We start from the raw sequence: 16,896 nt of genomic DNA on the forward strand, positions 1-16,896 counted from the left end.
CAGCATGGCGTTTACGTCATGCTGCTTTTTGTCGTTCAACCAAATAAAGGAGGAAGAAAGATGAAATCACGTTTCAAATTACAAGCGCTCATTGAAATTTCATTGTTTGCAGCGCTCGGGCTCATTTTTGATTTGCTCATTCCATACCGTTTGCCACAAGGGGGATCCATCAGTTTAGCGATGCTCCCGATCTTTGTGATGGCATTCCGCCACGGATTAAAAGGTGGTCTCGCAACAGGTGCCCTCGTCGGGACACTTCAACTCTTGTTCGGTGCCTATATTTTCACGCCTGTACAATTCCTGCTCGACTATACGGTCGCTTATGGTCTCGTCGGAATGGCCGGAGTGTTCGCGGGGCGTGTGAAGCAAGCTGCGAGCAACGGGGCGACGAAGACGCTTGCCACATATTTAGTACTCGGGGCGCTCCTTGGTTCGATGTTACGATACGCGGCGCACGTCATCTCGGGAATTGTCTTCTTTGCTGAATATGCAGAAGGTCCGGTCGTCGCCTATTCACTCGGCTACAATGCTACGTATATGGCACCATCCTTTGTCATCTCAGCCATCGTGTTAGTGCTCCTCTTCACGACAGCACCACGTTTCACGCGTGTGGCGACACGGGATCTCCGTCAATGAATATATTGATCGTCGCGGCTAGTCCGGAACCCATTCCGGACTTACCGCGTGATGCCGATTTTGTCATCGGTGTCGATGGTGGATATCAAAGATTATTAGATGAAGAGATCATGCCAGACGTCGTGGTCGGGGACTTTGATTCGTTTAAAGGACTACCGCCTGAGGAGGCGCTACGCTATCCTTCGGAGAAAGACGTGACGGACTTAGAGATTGCACTAGCGTTCGCGAGAGAACGCGGGGCGACACGGATGGATGTATATGGTGGCTTAGGCGGACGCATCGATATGACGTTTGCGAACGTCGGCTTACTTGAAGCGTATCCGGAGATGGTTCTTCACGGAGAAGGTCAAACGGTTTATCTCGTGAGAACAGGTAGCGAGGTCATTATGAAGCGAGACGGGCACTATCTTTCCTTCATGCCTTGGAAGACGGCCACGATCTCGATTGAAGGTGTCAAATATCCACTCGACCATCATGAGGTCAAGAGTGGGGAGGCGTTGACGATTTCGAATGAATGGACCGAAGCGTCTGCCCGATTGACGGTCCATCACGGAATGGTTCTTGTCATGATCATCAAAAAATAAGCAAAAAAAAAATCCCATCGGCGAATGCCGCTGGGATTTATTCGTTCGTGTATAAGTATTATACGCGTTCAACGAGACCTGATTTAAGTGCGCGAGCTGAAACCCAAACGCGTTTCGGTTTACCGTCAACGAGAATACGAACTTTTTGTACGTTTACACCCCAAGTACGTTTTGTCTTGTTGAGTGCGTGCGAACGGTTGTTACCTGATTTAGGTGATTTACCTGTTACGTAGCATTTACGTGCCATGCGTTTCCCCTCCTTTTTTATGTGGGTTCGTCCTAATAGACACTCGTTTATATTAGCACGGCTTTTTTCCCGATGCAACTAGAAAATCGTACCATGACAAGAAAAAAACTTGACATTACTCTCAAGGATTTGAATAATGAATGAGGTTATCGCGTTAATTGACCGAGTTTCTGGAGCAGGTTCTTTTAATAACTAGGTACTTATTGTAGAATGTACATTAGGAATCATTCCGAATAAAGGAGGCTACTCCATATGGCAATTGAAATGAAGACAACATATGGCAATATTGACATCACAAGTGACGTCATCGCGACACTCGCAGGTGGTGCAGCGATGGAATGCTTCGGTGTAGTCGGCATGGCTTCACAAGCACAATTGAAAGACGGCATTGCTGAATTGTTAAAACGTGAAAATTACGCGCGTGGTGTCGTCGTACGTCAAGAAGATGAAGACGTACATATCGACATGCACATCATTGTAAGCTACGGAACGAAAGTATCTGAAGTTGCATACAACGTGCAGAGCCGAGTGAAGTATACGCTTGGAGAAACTTTAGGATTAAACGTTTCGTCGGTAAATATATTCGTTCAAGGCGTTCGTCTGACGAATGACTGACGAAAACGGAGGAGGATTTGGTGTGGGTTTAAAACGTTTAGATGGATTGGCGCTCTCAAACATGATCGCGAACGGAGCGGCCAACTTGAGCCAAAACGCAGATTATGTGGATTCGCTTAACGTCTTCCCGGTTCCAGACGGAGATACGGGAACGAACATGAACTTGACGATGACGTCGGGTGCGAAAGAAGTAGCAGCGATGAACTCATCAGATATCGCAGAGGTGTCATCGAAGTTTGCTCGTGGACTACTTATGGGAGCACGTGGAAACTCAGGCGTTATTTTAAGTCAGTTGTTCCGTGGATTCGGTAAAGCGGTTGAAGGCAAAGCGGAACTGACAACGGTTGATTTTGCAGAGGCGCTCAAGCGCGGTGTCGATACGGCATACAAGGCGGTTATGAAACCGGTTGAAGGAACGATTTTGACGGTTGCTCGTGAAGCGGCCGACGAAGCGCTCCTTGCGTCAGAGTCGACAAGTGATTTCACTGAATTTATGAAACGTGTCATCGTAGAAGCGAAAGCATCGTTAGACCGTACACCGGACTTGTTGCCGGTATTAAAAGAAGTCGGCGTCGTCGATTCAGGCGGTCAAGGTCTTCTCGTCATCTACGAAGGATTCCTTGCAAGCCTTGAAGGAAAAGAACTCGAGAAACCACATGCACCTGTCATGGATGCGTTGATCGAGGCAGAACATCATGCTCATGCGGCACAAGGGTTCATGTCAACAGAAGACATCGAATTCGGCTACTGTACGGAGATCATGGTTCGTTTCCAAGACGATAAGTTAAAGGATACGCCGTTCAATGAAGACACATTCCGTAACGAATTGTCAGAACTAGGGGATTCTCTCCTTGTCGTCGCGGACGAAGAACTCTTAAAAGTTCACGTTCACGTCGAGACTCCAGGTGAGGTCATCACGAAAGGTCAGCGTTTCGGTGAACTCGTTGCAGTCAAAATCGAGAACATGCGCCAACAACACTCGACGATCCTCGAAGAAGAACACGGCGCAAATCAGCACGGTGTTCAACAGGCAGAGAAGCCAAAAACACCATTTGCAATCGTAACGGTGGCAATGGGTGAAGGCGTCAGTGAATTGTTCCGTTCGCTTGGGGCGGCACATGTCATCGAAGGCGGTCAGACGATGAACCCATCGACAGAAGATATCGTCAAGGCGATTGAATCTGCACATGCGGAACATGTCTTTATCTTCCCGAATAACTCAAACATCATCATGGCTGCTGAGCAAGCGGCGTCTGTCGCACCATGCGGCGTCTCTGTCATCCCGACGAAGACGGTCCCACAAGGTCTTGCGGCGGCAATCGCCTTCAACCCAGAGGCAGATGTCGAGATGAACGAACAAGCGATGAAAGCGGCTGCCGCGACTGTGAAGTCTGGTCAAGTCACTTACGCTGTTCGTGATACGAGCATCGATGGTGTGGAAATCAAGAAAGACGAGCATATGGCAATCGCAGAGAAGAAAATTGTTTCTTCATCGACGTCAAGCCTCGAAGCGGCTAAAAAGTTGGTCGATGCACTCGTCGAAGCAGATGATGAAATCATCACGATCTTAACAGGTGAAGGCTCATCTGAATCAGACGTGGAAGCGTTGACGTCATATATCGAATCTGTAAATGATGAGATTGAGATTGAAGTACACGACGGAAAACAACCGCTTTACTCTTATATTTTTAGTGTGGAATAAGCTGTTTCAAGTCCCTACCTTCTGTATAATGAAGGTAGGGATTTTTGAAAGGGGGAAAATGAAGTGAAATATCGTAGTGTGTTTGACATTATTGGCCCTGTCATGGTCGGACCATCGAGTTCGCATACGGCCGGTGCCGCACGCATCGGACTGATGGCAGGGAAATTATTCGGGCGAACGCCCCGCACCGCGCGCATCACGTTTTATGGATCATTTGCGGACACGTATCGGGGTCACGGTACGGATGTCGCGATTGTCGGTGGAATCATGGGATTTGATACGTTTGACTTGCGGATTCCACAGGCGTTAGACATCGCCCGCGAAAAAGGAATCGAGGTCATCTTTGAGACGAGCGACTTGTTGACGGATCATCCGAATACAGCGCGTGTCTTGCTCGAAGATGAGTTCGGGACATTTGAAATCGTCGGGATTTCAATCGGTGGGGGAACGATTGAGATTACGGAACTGAATGGGTTCCCGTTGAAATTGACAGGTGGGGGACCTGCGCTCGTCGTCTTGCATCATGACCGATTCGGCGCCATCGCTGCAGTGACTGGCGTTTTGGCAAACCATCAATTGAACATCGGGCATATGGAAGTGAGTCGTCACGAAAAAGGAATGCAAGCTTTGATGGCGATTGAGATTGATGAAACGATTCCTGCTGAAGTGATAGCAGAACTGGAACGGTTACCGCAAATCGAACGGATAGCTATTTTTGGGGAATAAGGAGAATGTGAGATGTTTAAATCAGTAGAAGAGTTAGTGACGATTGCCACAGAACGAGGCATCCCGATTTCTGAAGTCATGATCGAACAAGAGATGCACGTCAGACGCTCGAGCCGGGAGGACATCGTCGGGATGATGGACCGAAACCTCGAGGTCATGGAAGAAGCGGTTGAACGCGCCCTTCAAGGTGTCACATCGGTGACGGGATTGACGGGGAACGATGCCGTACTCATGCAAGAGTATATCCAATCAGGCAAATCACTGGCTGGAGACCTCATTTTAGATGCCGTGTCAAAAGCCATCGGGACGAACGAAGTAAATGCGGCGATGGGACGGATTTGTGCGACACCGACTGCGGGGAGTGCAGGCGTCGTACCTGGAACGTTATTCGCTGTGAAAGATCGTCTCGAGATGGACCGCGATGCGATGATTCGCTACTTGTTCACGTCAGGCGCTTTCGGTTTCGTGGTGGCGAACAACGCCTCGATCTCGGGAGCGGCAGGTGGTTGTCAGGCAGAGGTCGGTTCAGCGACCGGAATGGCTGCAGCCGCCATCGTCGAAGCAGCCGGCGGGACACCGGACCAGTCGGCGACGGCATTTGCGATCGCCCTTAAGAACATGCTCGGTCTCGTCTGTGACCCGGTGGCAGGACTCGTTGAAGTCCCATGTGTAAAACGAAACGCCATGGGTGGTGCCAATGCCATTGTTGCGGCGGACATGGCCCTCGCGGGAATCACATCCCGCATTCCTTGTGACGAAGTCATTTCAGCGATGCATGAAGTCGGTCAAATGATGCCGACCGCATTGAAAGAGACGGCGAAAGGCGGACTGGCGAATACGCCGACGGCTCGTCGCCTCGAACGAAATATATTTGGAGCGAAAGAAGATGCAAAACAATGAACGACTGACGACTCTGAAAGGTGTCGGGCCGGAGATGGCCAAAAAACTAGAAGTGATGGGACTTGTTCGAATCGAGGACGTGCTAGAGCACGTCCCGTTTCGTTATGAGAATTATAATAGTGGGACCGTAACGACTGCCGTTCATGGTGACCTCGTCAAGTGGAGTGGGACAGTCCAGGCAGAACCACTCGTTCGCTACTATAGTAAAGGTAAGAATCGACTTCAGTTCAGATTGTTGTTAGAAGAACGTTATGCGGTCCAAGTGACGATGTTCAACCGTGCGTTTTATAAAGAGAAGTTAGCAATCGGCGAGACCGTCACGGTCAAAGGGAAATGGGACATGAATCGGATGACGATCAGCGCGACCGACCTCGAGTTCGGTGCTCCTTCAGGCGGACTTCAACCAATCTATTCATTACGAGCGGGACTGACGCAAAAGAACTTTAGTCGGATCGTCAAGTTAGCATTCGAACAAGTGAGCGAGCTTCCGGAGCGGGTGCCGCCGTCCATACGGGCCAGGTATCGACTTGAGGACCGGATGGATATGCTACGCGGCATGCACTTTCCGGATACCGTGGAAACGTATAAGCAGGCGAGACGGAGTTATGTTTATGAAGAATGCCTCATGTATCAATTGAAATTACAGGCGTTTCGGAAAATGGAGCGGTCAGGAAACGGTCGGGCCCTTCAACTCGATAAGCATCAACTGAACGAGTTCGTCAAACGACTCGCATTCCCGTTGACGGGAGCCCAGACACGGGTCATCCGTGAAATCGTATCCGATTTGGAGAAGCCAGAACGGATGAATCGATTACTACAAGGGGATGTCGGGAGCGGGAAGACCGTCGTTGCCGCGATTGCCTTGTATGCGACCGTCATGGCGGGGTATCAAGGGGCGTTGATGGTGCCGACTGAGATTTTAGCAGAACAACATGCGACGTCTTTACAGGAATTGTTCGAACCGTTCGGCATCACCATCGCCCTCTTGACGAGCTCGGTGAAAGGAAAGGCGCGAGAAGCGCTTCTAACGGCAATTCAATCAGGAGACGTCAACATCATCGTGGGGACACATGCACTCATTCAAGGACCCGTCGAGTTTTCGAACTTACATTTGGCGATCACAGATGAACAACATCGATTCGGTGTCGAACAACGAAAGAAACTTCGCGATAAAGCGGAATTTGCGGACGTCTTATATATGACCGCGACCCCGATTCCGAGGACACTTGCCATCAGCGCGTTCGGAGAGATGGACGTCTCGACAATCGATGAGATGCCGAAAGGCCGAAAACCGATTGAAACGTACTGGGCGAAGCAAGACCAAATCGACCGTGTCCATTCGATGGTCGACCGTGAACTGTCTCTCGGTCGTCAAGCATATGTGATCGCACCACTCATCGAGGAGTCGGATACGCTTGAGGTCGAAAGTGCGACGGCTTTGTATGAATTGTTGAAAGAACGGTTTCCGAACTATTCTGTGGGGCTGATGCACGGAAAGTTGTCGAGCGCAGAAAAAGACGACGTGATGAAGTCATTTGCTGACAATGCGACGCAAATTCTCGTATCGACGACGGTTGTCGAAGTCGGGGTGAACGTTCCGAACGCTTCACTCATCATCATCCATGACGCCGAGCGTTTCGGTCTCGCGCAATTGCACCAGCTACGTGGCCGCGTCGGTCGTGGTGCCCATCAATCGTTCTGTATCCTCGTCGGGGACCCGAAGTCAGATGTCGGGAAAGTACGACTGAAAACGATGACAGAGACGAACGATGGATTCGCATTGGCAGAGAAAGATTTAGAGTTACGTGGTGCCGGTGATTTCTTTGGTACCGCCCAAAGCGGTCTTCCGAGCTTCCGGGTCGCAGATCCCGTTCTCGATTTAAAAGTGATGGAAGTGGCCATGCAAGATGCCGTGAAACTTCTCGGGAGCGACGCCTTTTGGCATGACGCCCAATACGAAGGATTACGTGGCTATTTGAAACAACTCGACCTTCTCGTTGGGGAAAGGTTAGAATAATACTTGAAAATGACGACTAAAGAATATATACTGCTATTAGTACCAGGTATTAAGTTCTTTAGCGATTAGTTTAGGAGGGAACTGAATGCGGGTACCTAAGAAAGAGCGGCAACGCTTGTTACAAGAAACGATTGAGCGCAACCCGTTCATCAAAGACGAAGAACTATCAAAACAGTTTTCCGTCAGCATCCAGACGATTCGACTCGACCGGATGGAATTAAAAATTCCAGAAGTGAGGGAACGAATCAAACATGTGGCTTCCGAGCACCTCGATGAAGTCAAATCGCTTTCAATGAGCGAGGTCATCGGTGATATGATTGACTTGAAACTCGATGACTCTGCGATTTCTGTCCTCGATATAGAAAAAGAACACGTCTTTAGCCGCAATGAGATTGCACGTGGGCACGTCCTGTTCGCGCAAGCCAACTCGTTAGCGGTGGCGCTCATCAATGATGAATTGGCGTTGACCACTAAAGCGGAAATCCGGTTTAGTCGCCAGGTTCATCTTGGAGAGCGAGTCGTTGCCAAGGCTCGTGTGATGAAGCTAAGAGGGGACGGGAGAACAGACGTCACGGTCGAAAGTTATGTCGGTGAGGAGCGCGTTTTTGAAGGCGACTTCACGATTTACCGACGTGGTGAGGAGGAACAAGCATGAAATTAGCAATTGATGCAATGGGTGGCGATCACGCACCGAAAGCAATCGTAGAAGGTGTGAAACGGTTCGTCGAACAATATCCGAATGAACCGATGGAACTCTTTCTAGTCGGTGATGAGGTAAAAATTGCCTCTTACGGACTTGACGATCCTCGTGTGACGGTCGTTCCAGCAAGTGAAATCATTACAGGTGAGGATGAGCCTGTTCGTGCGGTCCGCCGCAAAAAGGACAGCTCGCTCGTCGTAGCGGCAAACCTTGTTAAAGAGGGGAAAGCGGATGCTCTCGTGTCTGCCGGGAACACCGGTGCCTTGATGGCAGCTTCTCTCTTCGTCATCGGACGAATCCCAGGAATCGAGCGTCCGGCACTATCTCCGACGTTCCCTACATATACAGGTAGTGGTGTCGTCGTGCTGGATGTCGGAGCGAATCCGGATGCGAAAGCCGAACATCTTGTGGATTATGCAATCATGGGTTCACTGTATGCAGAACATGTCCGTGGCATCAATTCACCGCGTGTCGCCCTTCTCAATATCGGGACGGAAGCCGGAAAAGGAAATGCGCTCACGAAAGAAGCGTTCCCCCTCCTTGAACAGGCCCCTGTCCACTTTGTTGGGAATGTCGAAGCGCGTGAAGCGATGTCGGGAGACGTGGACGTCATCGTGACGGAAGGATTTGCCGGAAACATCTTGTTAAAAGGTGTAGAAGGGTCCTCAGCGATGCTCATGAAGATGATGAAAGAACAATTCACGAGCAACCTTGTATCAAAACTTGCCGCTCTCATCTTAAAGCCGAAATTAAGACGATTGAAAGAAACGCTTGATTATCGTGAACATGGGGGAGCCGGATTATTCGGGATCAATGCGCCTGTCATCAAGGCACACGGATCGAGCGACGCACTTGCGATTGCGAGTGCGTTGAAACAGGCGAAAATCATGGTAGACCACGACGTCGTCGATAAAATCAAGCGTGCCAAAGCGATAGACTAAGCGAAAGCAGGTGAGGACATGGGGAAAGTAGCATGGGTGTTCCCGGGACAAGGCTCTCAAGCCGTTGGAATGGGACAGACCTTTTTAGACCAACCTGAAGCCCTTCAGGCAATCGGGCGTCGACTCGGATTTGACCTTCTTGAAGTCATGTCTGCCGGGTCGAAAGAAGACCTACAAGAAACAGAAGTCGCACAACCAGCAATCGTGGCACATGCCTCGTTGCTTGCACAAGCCTATGCGGCAAACGGTGCGACACCGGATGTCGTCATCGGACATAGCGTAGGAGAGTATGCGGCGCTCGTCTCAGCGGGGGTCATCGATTTAGAAGAGGCGACCGTGCTCGTTCGAGAACGTGGTAATTTGATGTCTTCTGTAAAAGACGGGACGATGGCGGCAGTCGTCGGAATGACCGATTTACAAGAAGCGCTTCATATCACTGAAAAAATTAGTGCGAGTGGGGACTTGGTTCAAATCGCTAACTTGAATTGCCCTGGTCAGTTTGTCATTTCCGGGCAAATCGATGCGGTCGAACAGGCGAGTGTAGAACTGAAGGCAGCCGGCGCGAAACGGGTATTGCCGTTAAACGTCTCCGGTGCGTTCCACAGTTCATATATGATGCCGGTGGCGACACGTTTCCAAGATGTCCTCGCCTCATCACCGTTCCAAGAAGCGTCTGTCGATTTCATCTCGAACGTGGATGCGGCTGTGCATCGTGATCCCGAACATCTGAAAGCGTTGTTGACGAAACAACTGTATTCGTCTGTTCGTTTTGAAGAATGTGTTCGAAAAGCGATTGCAGACGGGGTGGACACGTTCATCGAATTCGGTCCATCGTCACCACTTTCGGGGTTGATTAAACGAATCGATTCGAATGTATCGATTCAAAAGGCGACCACGTTGGAAGAAGTCGCCTCGTTAGGAGGAGAAGTTCGTGCATGATCAAGTAGCGATCGTGACTGGCGCGTCCCGTGGAATCGGTGCGGCCATCGCGAAACGTTTAGGGGAAGACGGCTTCCGAGTCGTCGTGAATTACTCGGGTAGTGAAGAAAAAGCAAACGCTGTCGTGGCGGCCATCATTGAAGCAGGTGGCGATGCTACGGCCGTGAAGGCGGACGTCTCAAACGCTGACGACGTTAAAGCGCTCGTCAAGACGACGGTCGATACGTACGGACGCGTCGATTGTCTTGTGAACAATGCAGGCATCACACGTGACGGGTTACTCATGCGGATGAAAGAAGCGGACTTCAATGACGTCTTATCGACGAACTTGAAAGGCGCGTTCCTCACATCGCAAGCGGTCACACGATCGTTGCTCAAATCAAAATCGGGGCGAATCATCAATATCGCCTCAGTCGTCGGGATCACTGGGAATGCCGGACAAGCCAACTATGCGGCTGCAAAAGCAGGATTGATTGGGTTGACGAAATCAGTGGCACGCGAACTCGCAAGTCGTCATGTGACGGTCAATGCCGTTTGCCCAGGTTTCATTCAAACCGATATGACTGATGCCTTGACAGATGAACAGCGGAACGCTACACTCGAGCAAATTCCGTTCAATCGTTTCGGACAAGTCGAAGATGTGGCGAACCTCGTCTCATTCTTAGCATCTGAACAAGCCGCTTACGTGACGGGTCAGACGATTGCCGTCGATGGCGGCATGACGATGGCGTAAAAGAGAACTTTACCAATAGACAGACATTTAATATACTTACCTTTGGAGGGATTTTATCATGACAAAAGAACAAATTTTAGTAGACGTACAAGAAGCAGTAGCAGAGAAGCTCGGGAAAGACATTTCTGAGATCACTGCAGAGAAATCGTTCAAGGACGACCTTGGCGCTGACTCGCTTGAAGTAATGGAAATGGTGATGGACCTCGAAGACAAATTCGACATCACGATTGAAGACGAAGACGCTGAGAAGCTCGCGACTGTTGGCGACGTAGTAGCGTATATCGAAACAAAAGTGTAATCAAGCCATCCCACCGCTCGGTTTCGAGCGGTGGGCTTGTGCTTATTCATGGAGGGAACTATGACAAAAGACAAACGACGGTTTGACCGTCAAGGGTCGGCGCAGCGTCGCCGGCGTCAGGAAATGGAACGGGCACGCATCTTAGAATTATTCAAGTCATTAGAAGAGCGTTTAGACGTTCAGTTTTCGAATCACGACTTGCTCATGCAGGCGTTCACACACTCTTCTTATGTGAATGAACAACGTGGACTACGAAAAGACAATGAACGCTTAGAATTTTTAGGGGATGCCGTGTTAGAGTTGACCGTATCCCGCTTCCTATATGAGACTTATCCGGAGCGCTCCGAGGGGGAATTAACGAAATTACGGGCGGCGATCGTTTGCGAACCGTCACTCGTGAATTTTGCGGAGGCCTATGCTTTCTCTGACTTCATCTTGCTTGGAAAAGGTGAAGAGTTGACCGGTGGACGAAAACGTCCGGCACTACTTGCCGATGTCTTCGAATCCTATATCGGTGCTCTTTATTTAGACCAAGGGATTGAGGCAGTCGAACGATTCCTCGCCGAAGCGGTTTTTCCGAAAGTCTTAGCGGGTGTATTTGAAGAACAGACCGATTTCAAGAGCCAGTTGCAGGAAAGTGTGCAACGGGAAGGCTTAGGTCCGGTCACGTATGAAATCATCGAGGAGCGAGGACCGGCGCACAGCCGTGAATTCGTTGCCCATGCACGTCTCAGCGACGACATCGTCGGGGAGGGAGTTGGGCGCTCAAAAAAAGAAGCCGAGCAGTTGGCTGCTAAAGAAGCGCTCATCGCGTTCAATCGACGTTACGCTGATCTATAAACAAAAAGGAGTGGACCATTCACAATGGTTCCACTCCTTTTTCATGTCAATTGACCGAGTTCTTCGACAATCCCGTCGACTTCCGATAAAGAGAGGGAAGAACGTGTCATTACGTACTCGTAAATCTCTTTCACCGCTGATGGGTCAGCCGCATTATATTCTTCCGCCTTGATTGCACCGCGGTTAATAATGTTCATTTTGTCTAAAATCGCTTCAATCATCTGTTCATTCGTCATCTGTATTCCCCTTTCTACAGTTCTTTTAAGAATAGCATGATTCTGTCATTTTGACGAACTGTTAACTGTGGTAAAATATACAGATGAATGCTTACTGCGGATAGGATGGTCACGATGCACTTAAAACGAATCGAACTCGCTGGCTTTAAATCATTTGCCAAGCGAATTGAATTAGATTTCCGTCCCGGCGTCACGGCTGTAGTAGGGCCGAACGGAAGCGGAAAATCCAATATATCGGACGCTGTTCGCTGGGTACTTGGAGAACAGTCGGCCAAATCACTTCGCGGTGCCAAGATGGAAGACGTCATCTTTGCCGGAAGTGAAGGTGAGAATCACCGAAACGTCGCAGAGGTCACGCTCGTCCTCGATAATCGCGACGAACAGTTACGTCTCCCTTATGAAGAAGTGAGTGTGACCCGTCGCGTGACCCGAAGTGGGGACAGCGACTATTTTATGAATAAAAAACCATGTCGTCTAAAAGACGTCATTGACCTCTTTTTAGACACAGGTCTTTCCCGTGATGCATTCGCGATCATCGGGCAAGGTCGAGTCGAACAAGTCATTTCCGGTAAGCCGGAAGACCGCCGTGCCGTCATCGAAGAGGCGGCGGGTGTCCTCAAGTATCGCCAGCGTAAAAAACAGGCTGAGCGTAAATTGCAAGACACTGAATTGAACTTGTCACGTGTCGACGACATTTTGTTTGAATTGGCCGATCGGGTGGAACCACTTCGTGAGCAGGCGGCGCTCGCTCGGGAATATACAGTGGCCAAGGCCCGTCATGACGAGCTCGAGACGGGGATCATGGGTGCCGAAATTCAGTTGCTCCAACAAGAAATTGAACAAGTGACGGTACGTCATACAGAATCAATCAAGCAATTATCGGATTGTGATCGTTCGGTACAACACCTCACGGAGGAACGTACTCAACTTGAGGCTACGCTATCGACCCTTCGTGACGAGTTATCCGAGATGAACCAAAAAGAGCGCGAACAGTCGACGTATGTCGAACGTTTGACCGGTGACATCAAGCTCGCGAAAGCACAAGAAGAGCATGGAGCCGAGATGAAAGAGCGTCTCGTCCGTCAACGTGAAGAAGTGAGCGCCGAGATGGAAGAGCTAGAGACTCGACTGGTGGTCGTTCGTGATGAATTGTCTAAAAAAGTAGATACGTTGCGACAAACGACCGAGGCGAGAGATACGCTTCAACAACAGTTGACAGCCGCCTCGCGTGATTTCAATGCCGAGATCGAAGCGTTACAAAGTGAGGCGTTCGAACTCGCGACAACACGAGCGACAATCAGTAACCAACAAAAGCGGGAGCAACGGGATATCGATGTCGCCATCGAGTCGAAAGAACGTCTCCTTCGTGAGAACAAACATCGTCTTGATGATCGGTCTTCACAAGAAGCAACACTCGAAGCGACACGGGAACGATATGAAGATGTGCAAGGTCGTTTCGAATTACTAAGTAAAAAAGAAGCGGAACTTCGCGACCAAGAGACGGCGATCCGCGAAAAGTTGACACGGGCAGAAACGTCTTACTATGACCTCGAACGTCGTCGTCAAAAGACGGAAGATCGGATTGAGATGCTCGAACGGATGAAGCAATCGTATGAAGGATATTTCCATGCGGTTAAGTTTGTATTGAAAGACCGTTCATCAGGTGTGCTTGGTGCCGTCGCTGAACTGATTCGTGTTCGTCCTTCGTATGAAGCCGCCATCGAGACGGCTCTCGGACAGACGCAACAACATGTCGTCGTCAAAGACGAGACAGTCGGACGTCATGAAATCGATCGATTGCGCAAAGCGAACGCAGGTCGCGCGACGTTCTTACCGATGACGACGATCAAACCAAGATTTGTACCGACTGAGGTGTTACATCGCCTCGAATCGATGACTGGATTTGTTGGGGTGGCATCTGATTTAGTCGAGACGGACGAGTCGTTCGAAACGTTGAAAAAATCACTTCTCGGTTCGGTGCTCGTCGCCGAGACATTAGAAGTCGCGAACCGGATTGCGCAAATGACCGGATACCGTTTCCGCGTCGTCACGCTCGAAGGAGACATCGTGAACGTCGGTGGTTCGATGACCGGTGGGAGTCGTAAGCAAGGGGTGGCCTTGTTCACGCAATCGCGTGAGTTAGACGACTTGAAACAAGGATTGACGCAAGGGCTTGCGATGCTTCATGAGCAAAAACAACGTCTTCAAGAATACACGGAAGCGTTGAAGACAATCACTGAAGCATTATCAACGCTCCGAGACGAGAAACGTACCGTCGAAGGATTGCTTCGAGAGGTCGAGGCAGCTTACCGTACCGCCGAACGCGCCTCGCTTGATGCCAAGTCACAACTTGAACTGTTCGATCATGAGATGCTGCGTTACGAGAAAACGATTGAGACGTCGACAGCCGAACTCGAACGTTTGACGAAAACGTTGGCAGATACGGATAAAGAGCAAGCAGACATTCGTGTTCGTCTAGAGTCGCTTCGTGCCGAACAGGCAAAAAGTGCCGAAAGTACGGGGCAACTTGAAACGTTGCTTCGTCAAAACGAGCTCGACCTACAACGCCATACGCTCGAAGAAGAACGGGTTCGTTATGAAGTGGAGCGCTTGACGACTGAACGGAAACGTCTACAGGAACGCACTGATCAGATGAATCGTGAGCTCACGCGACTCGACAGTGGGGAAGTCGTCTCATCTGCCGAGTTAGAAGAGACGCTCGCTACGGCCAAACTTGAATTCAGCAACATTCAAGGGCGACTTCAAGAGATGACGGTAACGCTCAAGTCAAACGAGGAAGCGTACCGCATCATGCGTCAGCGCGTCGATCAGGCAACGGAAGCACGGCGTCAGGCGGAAGCAGTCGTTCGAAAACTAGAGACGGCGAAACAAGAGTTTGAATTAAAACGACAGTGGAAGCTCGATGCGTTAGAGGAACACGGGCTCGTTGCAGAACTCTTACCGGCGCTTGAGATTCCTCTTGATGAGGCGAAAGAAGAGTTCAAATTACTCGTTCGTCAAATTGAAGAGATCGGACCGGTTAACTTGAATGCGATCGAGGAGTTCGATAGCGTTCACGAACGCTTTACGTTCTTGTCTGAACAGCGGGATGACTTGGTCAGTGCGAAAGAAGATTTGTATGAGATCATCGCCGAGATGGACCGTGAAGTGACACGTCTTTTCAAAGAGACATATACGAACGTGCGGGCACACTTCAAACAGACGTTCACCGAGTTATTCGGTGGGGGCGAAGCCGATTTGAAATTGGTCGATGAGTCCGACTTGTTGAATACAGGGATTGAAATCGTCGCCAAACCGCCTGGCAAAAAGCTGCAGACGCTCAGTCTGTTGTCTGGAGGAGAACGTGCACTCACGGCAATCGCCTTACTGTTTGCGATTTTAAAAACGCGTCCGGTACCATTCTGTGTCCTCGATGAAGTCGAAGCGGCGCTTGATGAGGCGAACGTACATCGGTTCGGGGAATATATTCGCACGCTCTCAATCGACACGCAATTTGTCATCATCACGCACCGAAAAGGTACAATGGAAGCGGCAGATACGCTTTATGGCGTCACGATGCAACAGAACGGAGTGTCCGAAGTGTTATCGGTCGAACTGTCTGAAGCAAAACGTGTCGTAGAAATGGATGAAGAGATGGAGGAATCACGTTGAGTTTTTTCAAGAAATTAAAAGAAAAATTAACGACATCTACCCAAGAGGTGTCACAAAAGTTTACAGACGGATTGACGAAGACGCGTGACGGATTTGCGAGTGCCGTCAACGACCTCGTTTACCGTTTTCGCGAGGTGGATGAGGACTTCTTCGATGAACTCGAAGATCTGCTCATCCAAGCGGATGTCGGCGTCACGACGACGATGGACCTTGTCGAAGACTTGAAAGAAGAAGTCAAACGGCGCAACTTGAAGGACCCGGTCGCTGTTCGGGATGCTCTCGTTGAAGTGGTGGCGAAACGCCTTCAGGAAGACGAATCTGACCGCGAACTGAACATGCAAGACGGGCTCACGGTCATCTTGTTTGTCGGTGTGAACGGGGTCGGAAAGACGACGACAATCGGGAAACTGGCGCATCAATTGAAGTCGGAAGGTCGTAACGTCATGCTCGCGGCAGGAGACACGTTCCGTGCAGGAGCGATCGAGCAACTTCAAGTATGGGGCGAACGCGTCGGAGTACCGGTCATTCGTCAAACGGAAGGGTCTGACCCGGCTGCCGTCGTATACGATGCAGTTCAATCTGCGAAGTCACGTAACATGGACGTGCTCATCTGTGACACGGCGGGACGCCTTCAAAATAAAGTGAACTTAATGAAAGAACTTGAAAAAGTGAAGCGGGTCATCGAACGAGAAGTCCCGAACGGACCACATGAGGTGTTACTCGCATTAGATGCAACGACTGGACAAAACGCTATGATTCAAGCAAAAGCGTTCAAAGAAGCGACGAACGTGAGCGGGATCGTCTTGACGAAACTCGACGGTACAGCAAAAGGTGGGATTGTTCTCGCGATTCGAAATGAACTCGATATTCCGGTCAAATATGTCGGTCTCGGGGAGAAGATGGACGATTTGCAAGAGTTTGACCCAGAGCAGTTCGTCCTGGGGTTGTTCGGAGACGTTTTCGAGGACAAATCAGAAGAGGACTCAACTGAAAATGAGGACACAAACAAAGACCTCGCCTAAGTTTTACTGTTAAGAAAAAAACTTGACAAGTACTAGGCACGGCTGTACTATTGGTAGTTGTAAAGGGATTTCACTTAACATGTGGAGG

At 49.9% G+C, this 16,896-nt stretch carries 17 protein-coding genes; 15 read left to right on the forward strand and 2 right to left on the reverse strand.

Annotated elements, in window-relative coordinates; genetic code table 11:
- Nucleotides 1–60: 60 nt before the first annotated feature.
- Together thiT and LCM29_RS02310 are read left to right on the forward strand one after the other, a co-directional pair.
- Nucleotides 61–636 (forward strand): energy-coupled thiamine transporter ThiT, encoded by a 576-nt coding sequence (thiT, locus tag LCM29_RS02305; protein ID WP_074034820.1) that lies wholly within the window; start codon nucleotides 61–63, stop codon nucleotides 634–636.
- Entirely contained in the window at nucleotides 633–1,220 is a 588-nt protein-coding gene (locus tag LCM29_RS02310; protein ID WP_224860650.1) for a thiamine diphosphokinase, read from the forward strand. The genes thiT and LCM29_RS02310 overlap by 4 nt, the downstream gene beginning before the upstream one ends.
- Nucleotides 1,221–1,278: 58 nt before the next feature.
- Here LCM29_RS02310 and rpmB read toward each other — a convergent pair whose 3' ends face one another.
- The gene (gene rpmB, locus LCM29_RS02315; protein WP_015881349.1) at nucleotides 1,279–1,467 is read right to left on the reverse strand and encodes a 50S ribosomal protein L28; all 189 of its coding nucleotides are present in this window, start codon (nucleotides 1,465–1,467) and stop codon (nucleotides 1,279–1,281) included.
- Between the two features lie 252 nt (nucleotides 1,468–1,719).
- Between rpmB and LCM29_RS02320 the strand changes: the two genes are divergently transcribed.
- From LCM29_RS02320 to rnc, 11 genes are all read left to right on the forward strand, one after another.
- On the forward strand, nucleotides 1,720–2,082 hold the full coding sequence (locus LCM29_RS02320) for an Asp23/Gls24 family envelope stress response protein (RefSeq protein WP_015881350.1): 363 nt from the start codon (nucleotides 1,720–1,722) through the stop codon (nucleotides 2,080–2,082).
- A gap of 22 nt (nucleotides 2,083–2,104) precedes the next feature.
- Complete coding sequence (locus LCM29_RS02325; RefSeq protein WP_224860651.1) at nucleotides 2,105–3,784, forward strand: DAK2 domain-containing protein; 1,680 nt, start codon at nucleotides 2,105–2,107, stop codon at nucleotides 3,782–3,784.
- A 63-nt stretch (nucleotides 3,785–3,847) separates the two neighbouring features.
- Nucleotides 3,848–4,510, forward strand: a complete 663-nt coding sequence (gene sdaAB, locus LCM29_RS02330; RefSeq protein WP_074034808.1) for an L-serine ammonia-lyase, iron-sulfur-dependent subunit beta — start codon at nucleotides 3,848–3,850, stop codon at nucleotides 4,508–4,510.
- 12 nt (nucleotides 4,511–4,522) lie between these two features.
- Nucleotides 4,523–5,410: an L-serine ammonia-lyase, iron-sulfur-dependent, subunit alpha gene (sdaAA, locus tag LCM29_RS02335; RefSeq protein WP_214760387.1), complete on the forward strand. Its 888-nt coding sequence runs from the start codon at nucleotides 4,523–4,525 to the stop codon at nucleotides 5,408–5,410.
- Nucleotides 5,397–7,427: an ATP-dependent DNA helicase RecG gene (gene recG / locus LCM29_RS02340; RefSeq protein WP_224860653.1), complete on the forward strand. Its 2,031-nt coding sequence runs from the start codon at nucleotides 5,397–5,399 to the stop codon at nucleotides 7,425–7,427. The genes sdaAA and recG overlap by 14 nt, the downstream gene beginning before the upstream one ends.
- A gap of 85 nt (nucleotides 7,428–7,512) precedes the next feature.
- Nucleotides 7,513–8,082 carry a transcription factor FapR gene (fapR, locus tag LCM29_RS02345; protein WP_074034802.1) on the forward strand — a complete coding sequence of 190 codons (570 nt, stop codon included), beginning with the start codon at nucleotides 7,513–7,515 and terminating at the stop codon, nucleotides 8,080–8,082.
- Nucleotides 8,079–9,068: a phosphate acyltransferase PlsX gene (plsX, locus tag LCM29_RS02350; RefSeq protein WP_214745504.1), complete on the forward strand. Its 990-nt coding sequence runs from the start codon at nucleotides 8,079–8,081 to the stop codon at nucleotides 9,066–9,068. The genes fapR and plsX overlap by 4 nt, the downstream gene beginning before the upstream one ends.
- A gap of 18 nt (nucleotides 9,069–9,086) precedes the next feature.
- Nucleotides 9,087–10,007: an ACP S-malonyltransferase gene (fabD, locus tag LCM29_RS02355; RefSeq protein ID WP_214745501.1), complete on the forward strand. Its 921-nt coding sequence runs from the start codon at nucleotides 9,087–9,089 to the stop codon at nucleotides 10,005–10,007.
- On the forward strand, nucleotides 10,000–10,740 hold the full coding sequence (gene fabG, locus LCM29_RS02360; protein WP_214691798.1) for a 3-oxoacyl-[acyl-carrier-protein] reductase: 741 nt from the start codon (nucleotides 10,000–10,002) through the stop codon (nucleotides 10,738–10,740). Before fabD ends, fabG begins: the two co-directional genes overlap by 8 nt.
- Nucleotides 10,741–10,798: 58 nt before the next feature.
- Nucleotides 10,799–11,038 (forward strand): acyl carrier protein, encoded by a 240-nt coding sequence (acpP, locus tag LCM29_RS02365; protein WP_074034794.1) that lies wholly within the window; start codon nucleotides 10,799–10,801, stop codon nucleotides 11,036–11,038.
- Between the two features lie 123 nt (nucleotides 11,039–11,161).
- On the forward strand, nucleotides 11,162–11,878 hold the full coding sequence (rnc, locus tag LCM29_RS02370) for a ribonuclease III (protein WP_214693956.1): 717 nt from the start codon (nucleotides 11,162–11,164) through the stop codon (nucleotides 11,876–11,878).
- 41 nt (nucleotides 11,879–11,919) lie between these two features.
- Here rnc and LCM29_RS02375 read toward each other — a convergent pair whose 3' ends face one another.
- A complete protein-coding gene (locus LCM29_RS02375; RefSeq protein ID WP_015881361.1) occupies nucleotides 11,920–12,114 on the reverse strand; it encodes a DUF1128 family protein in 195 nt (64 codons plus the stop codon).
- A gap of 114 nt (nucleotides 12,115–12,228) precedes the next feature.
- Between LCM29_RS02375 and smc the strand changes: the two genes are divergently transcribed.
- Nucleotides 12,229–15,786 carry a chromosome segregation protein SMC gene (gene smc / locus LCM29_RS02380; RefSeq protein ID WP_224860655.1) on the forward strand — a complete coding sequence of 1,186 codons (3,558 nt, stop codon included), beginning with the start codon at nucleotides 12,229–12,231 and terminating at the stop codon, nucleotides 15,784–15,786.
- Nucleotides 15,783–16,808 (forward strand): signal recognition particle-docking protein FtsY, encoded by a 1,026-nt coding sequence (gene ftsY / locus LCM29_RS02385; RefSeq protein ID WP_074034782.1) that lies wholly within the window; start codon nucleotides 15,783–15,785, stop codon nucleotides 16,806–16,808. Before smc ends, ftsY begins: the two co-directional genes overlap by 4 nt.
- Nucleotides 16,809–16,896: the final 88 nt, after the last annotated feature.

The organism is Exiguobacterium aestuarii (assembly GCF_020171655.1).
Lineage (GTDB): Bacteria > Bacillota > Bacilli > Exiguobacteriales > Exiguobacteriaceae > Exiguobacterium > Exiguobacterium aestuarii_A.

Coding starts and splice junctions, on each gene's coding strand:
- thiT (WP_074034820.1), top strand. CDS start 61: ATGAAATCACGTTTCAAATTACAAGCGCTCATTGAAATTTCATTGTTT.
- LCM29_RS02310 (WP_224860650.1), top strand. CDS start 633: ATGAATATATTGATCGTCGCGGCTAGTCCGGAACCCATTCCGGACTTA.
- rpmB (WP_015881349.1), bottom strand. CDS start 1,467: ATGGCACGTAAATGCTACGTAACAGGTAAATCACCTAAATCAGGTAAC.
- LCM29_RS02320 (WP_015881350.1), top strand. CDS start 1,720: ATGGCAATTGAAATGAAGACAACATATGGCAATATTGACATCACAAGT.
- sdaAA (WP_214760387.1), top strand. CDS start 4,523: ATGTTTAAATCAGTAGAAGAGTTAGTGACGATTGCCACAGAACGAGGC.
- recG (WP_224860653.1), top strand. CDS start 5,397: ATGCAAAACAATGAACGACTGACGACTCTGAAAGGTGTCGGGCCGGAG.
- fapR (WP_074034802.1), top strand. CDS start 7,513: ATGCGGGTACCTAAGAAAGAGCGGCAACGCTTGTTACAAGAAACGATT.
- plsX (WP_214745504.1), top strand. CDS start 8,079: ATGAAATTAGCAATTGATGCAATGGGTGGCGATCACGCACCGAAAGCA.
- fabD (WP_214745501.1), top strand. CDS start 9,087: ATGGGGAAAGTAGCATGGGTGTTCCCGGGACAAGGCTCTCAAGCCGTT.
- acpP (WP_074034794.1), top strand. CDS start 10,799: ATGACAAAAGAACAAATTTTAGTAGACGTACAAGAAGCAGTAGCAGAG.
- rnc (WP_214693956.1), top strand. CDS start 11,162: ATGGAACGGGCACGCATCTTAGAATTATTCAAGTCATTAGAAGAGCGT.
- LCM29_RS02375 (WP_015881361.1), bottom strand. CDS start 12,114: ATGACGAATGAACAGATGATTGAAGCGATTTTAGACAAAATGAACATT.
- smc (WP_224860655.1), top strand. CDS start 12,229: ATGCACTTAAAACGAATCGAACTCGCTGGCTTTAAATCATTTGCCAAG.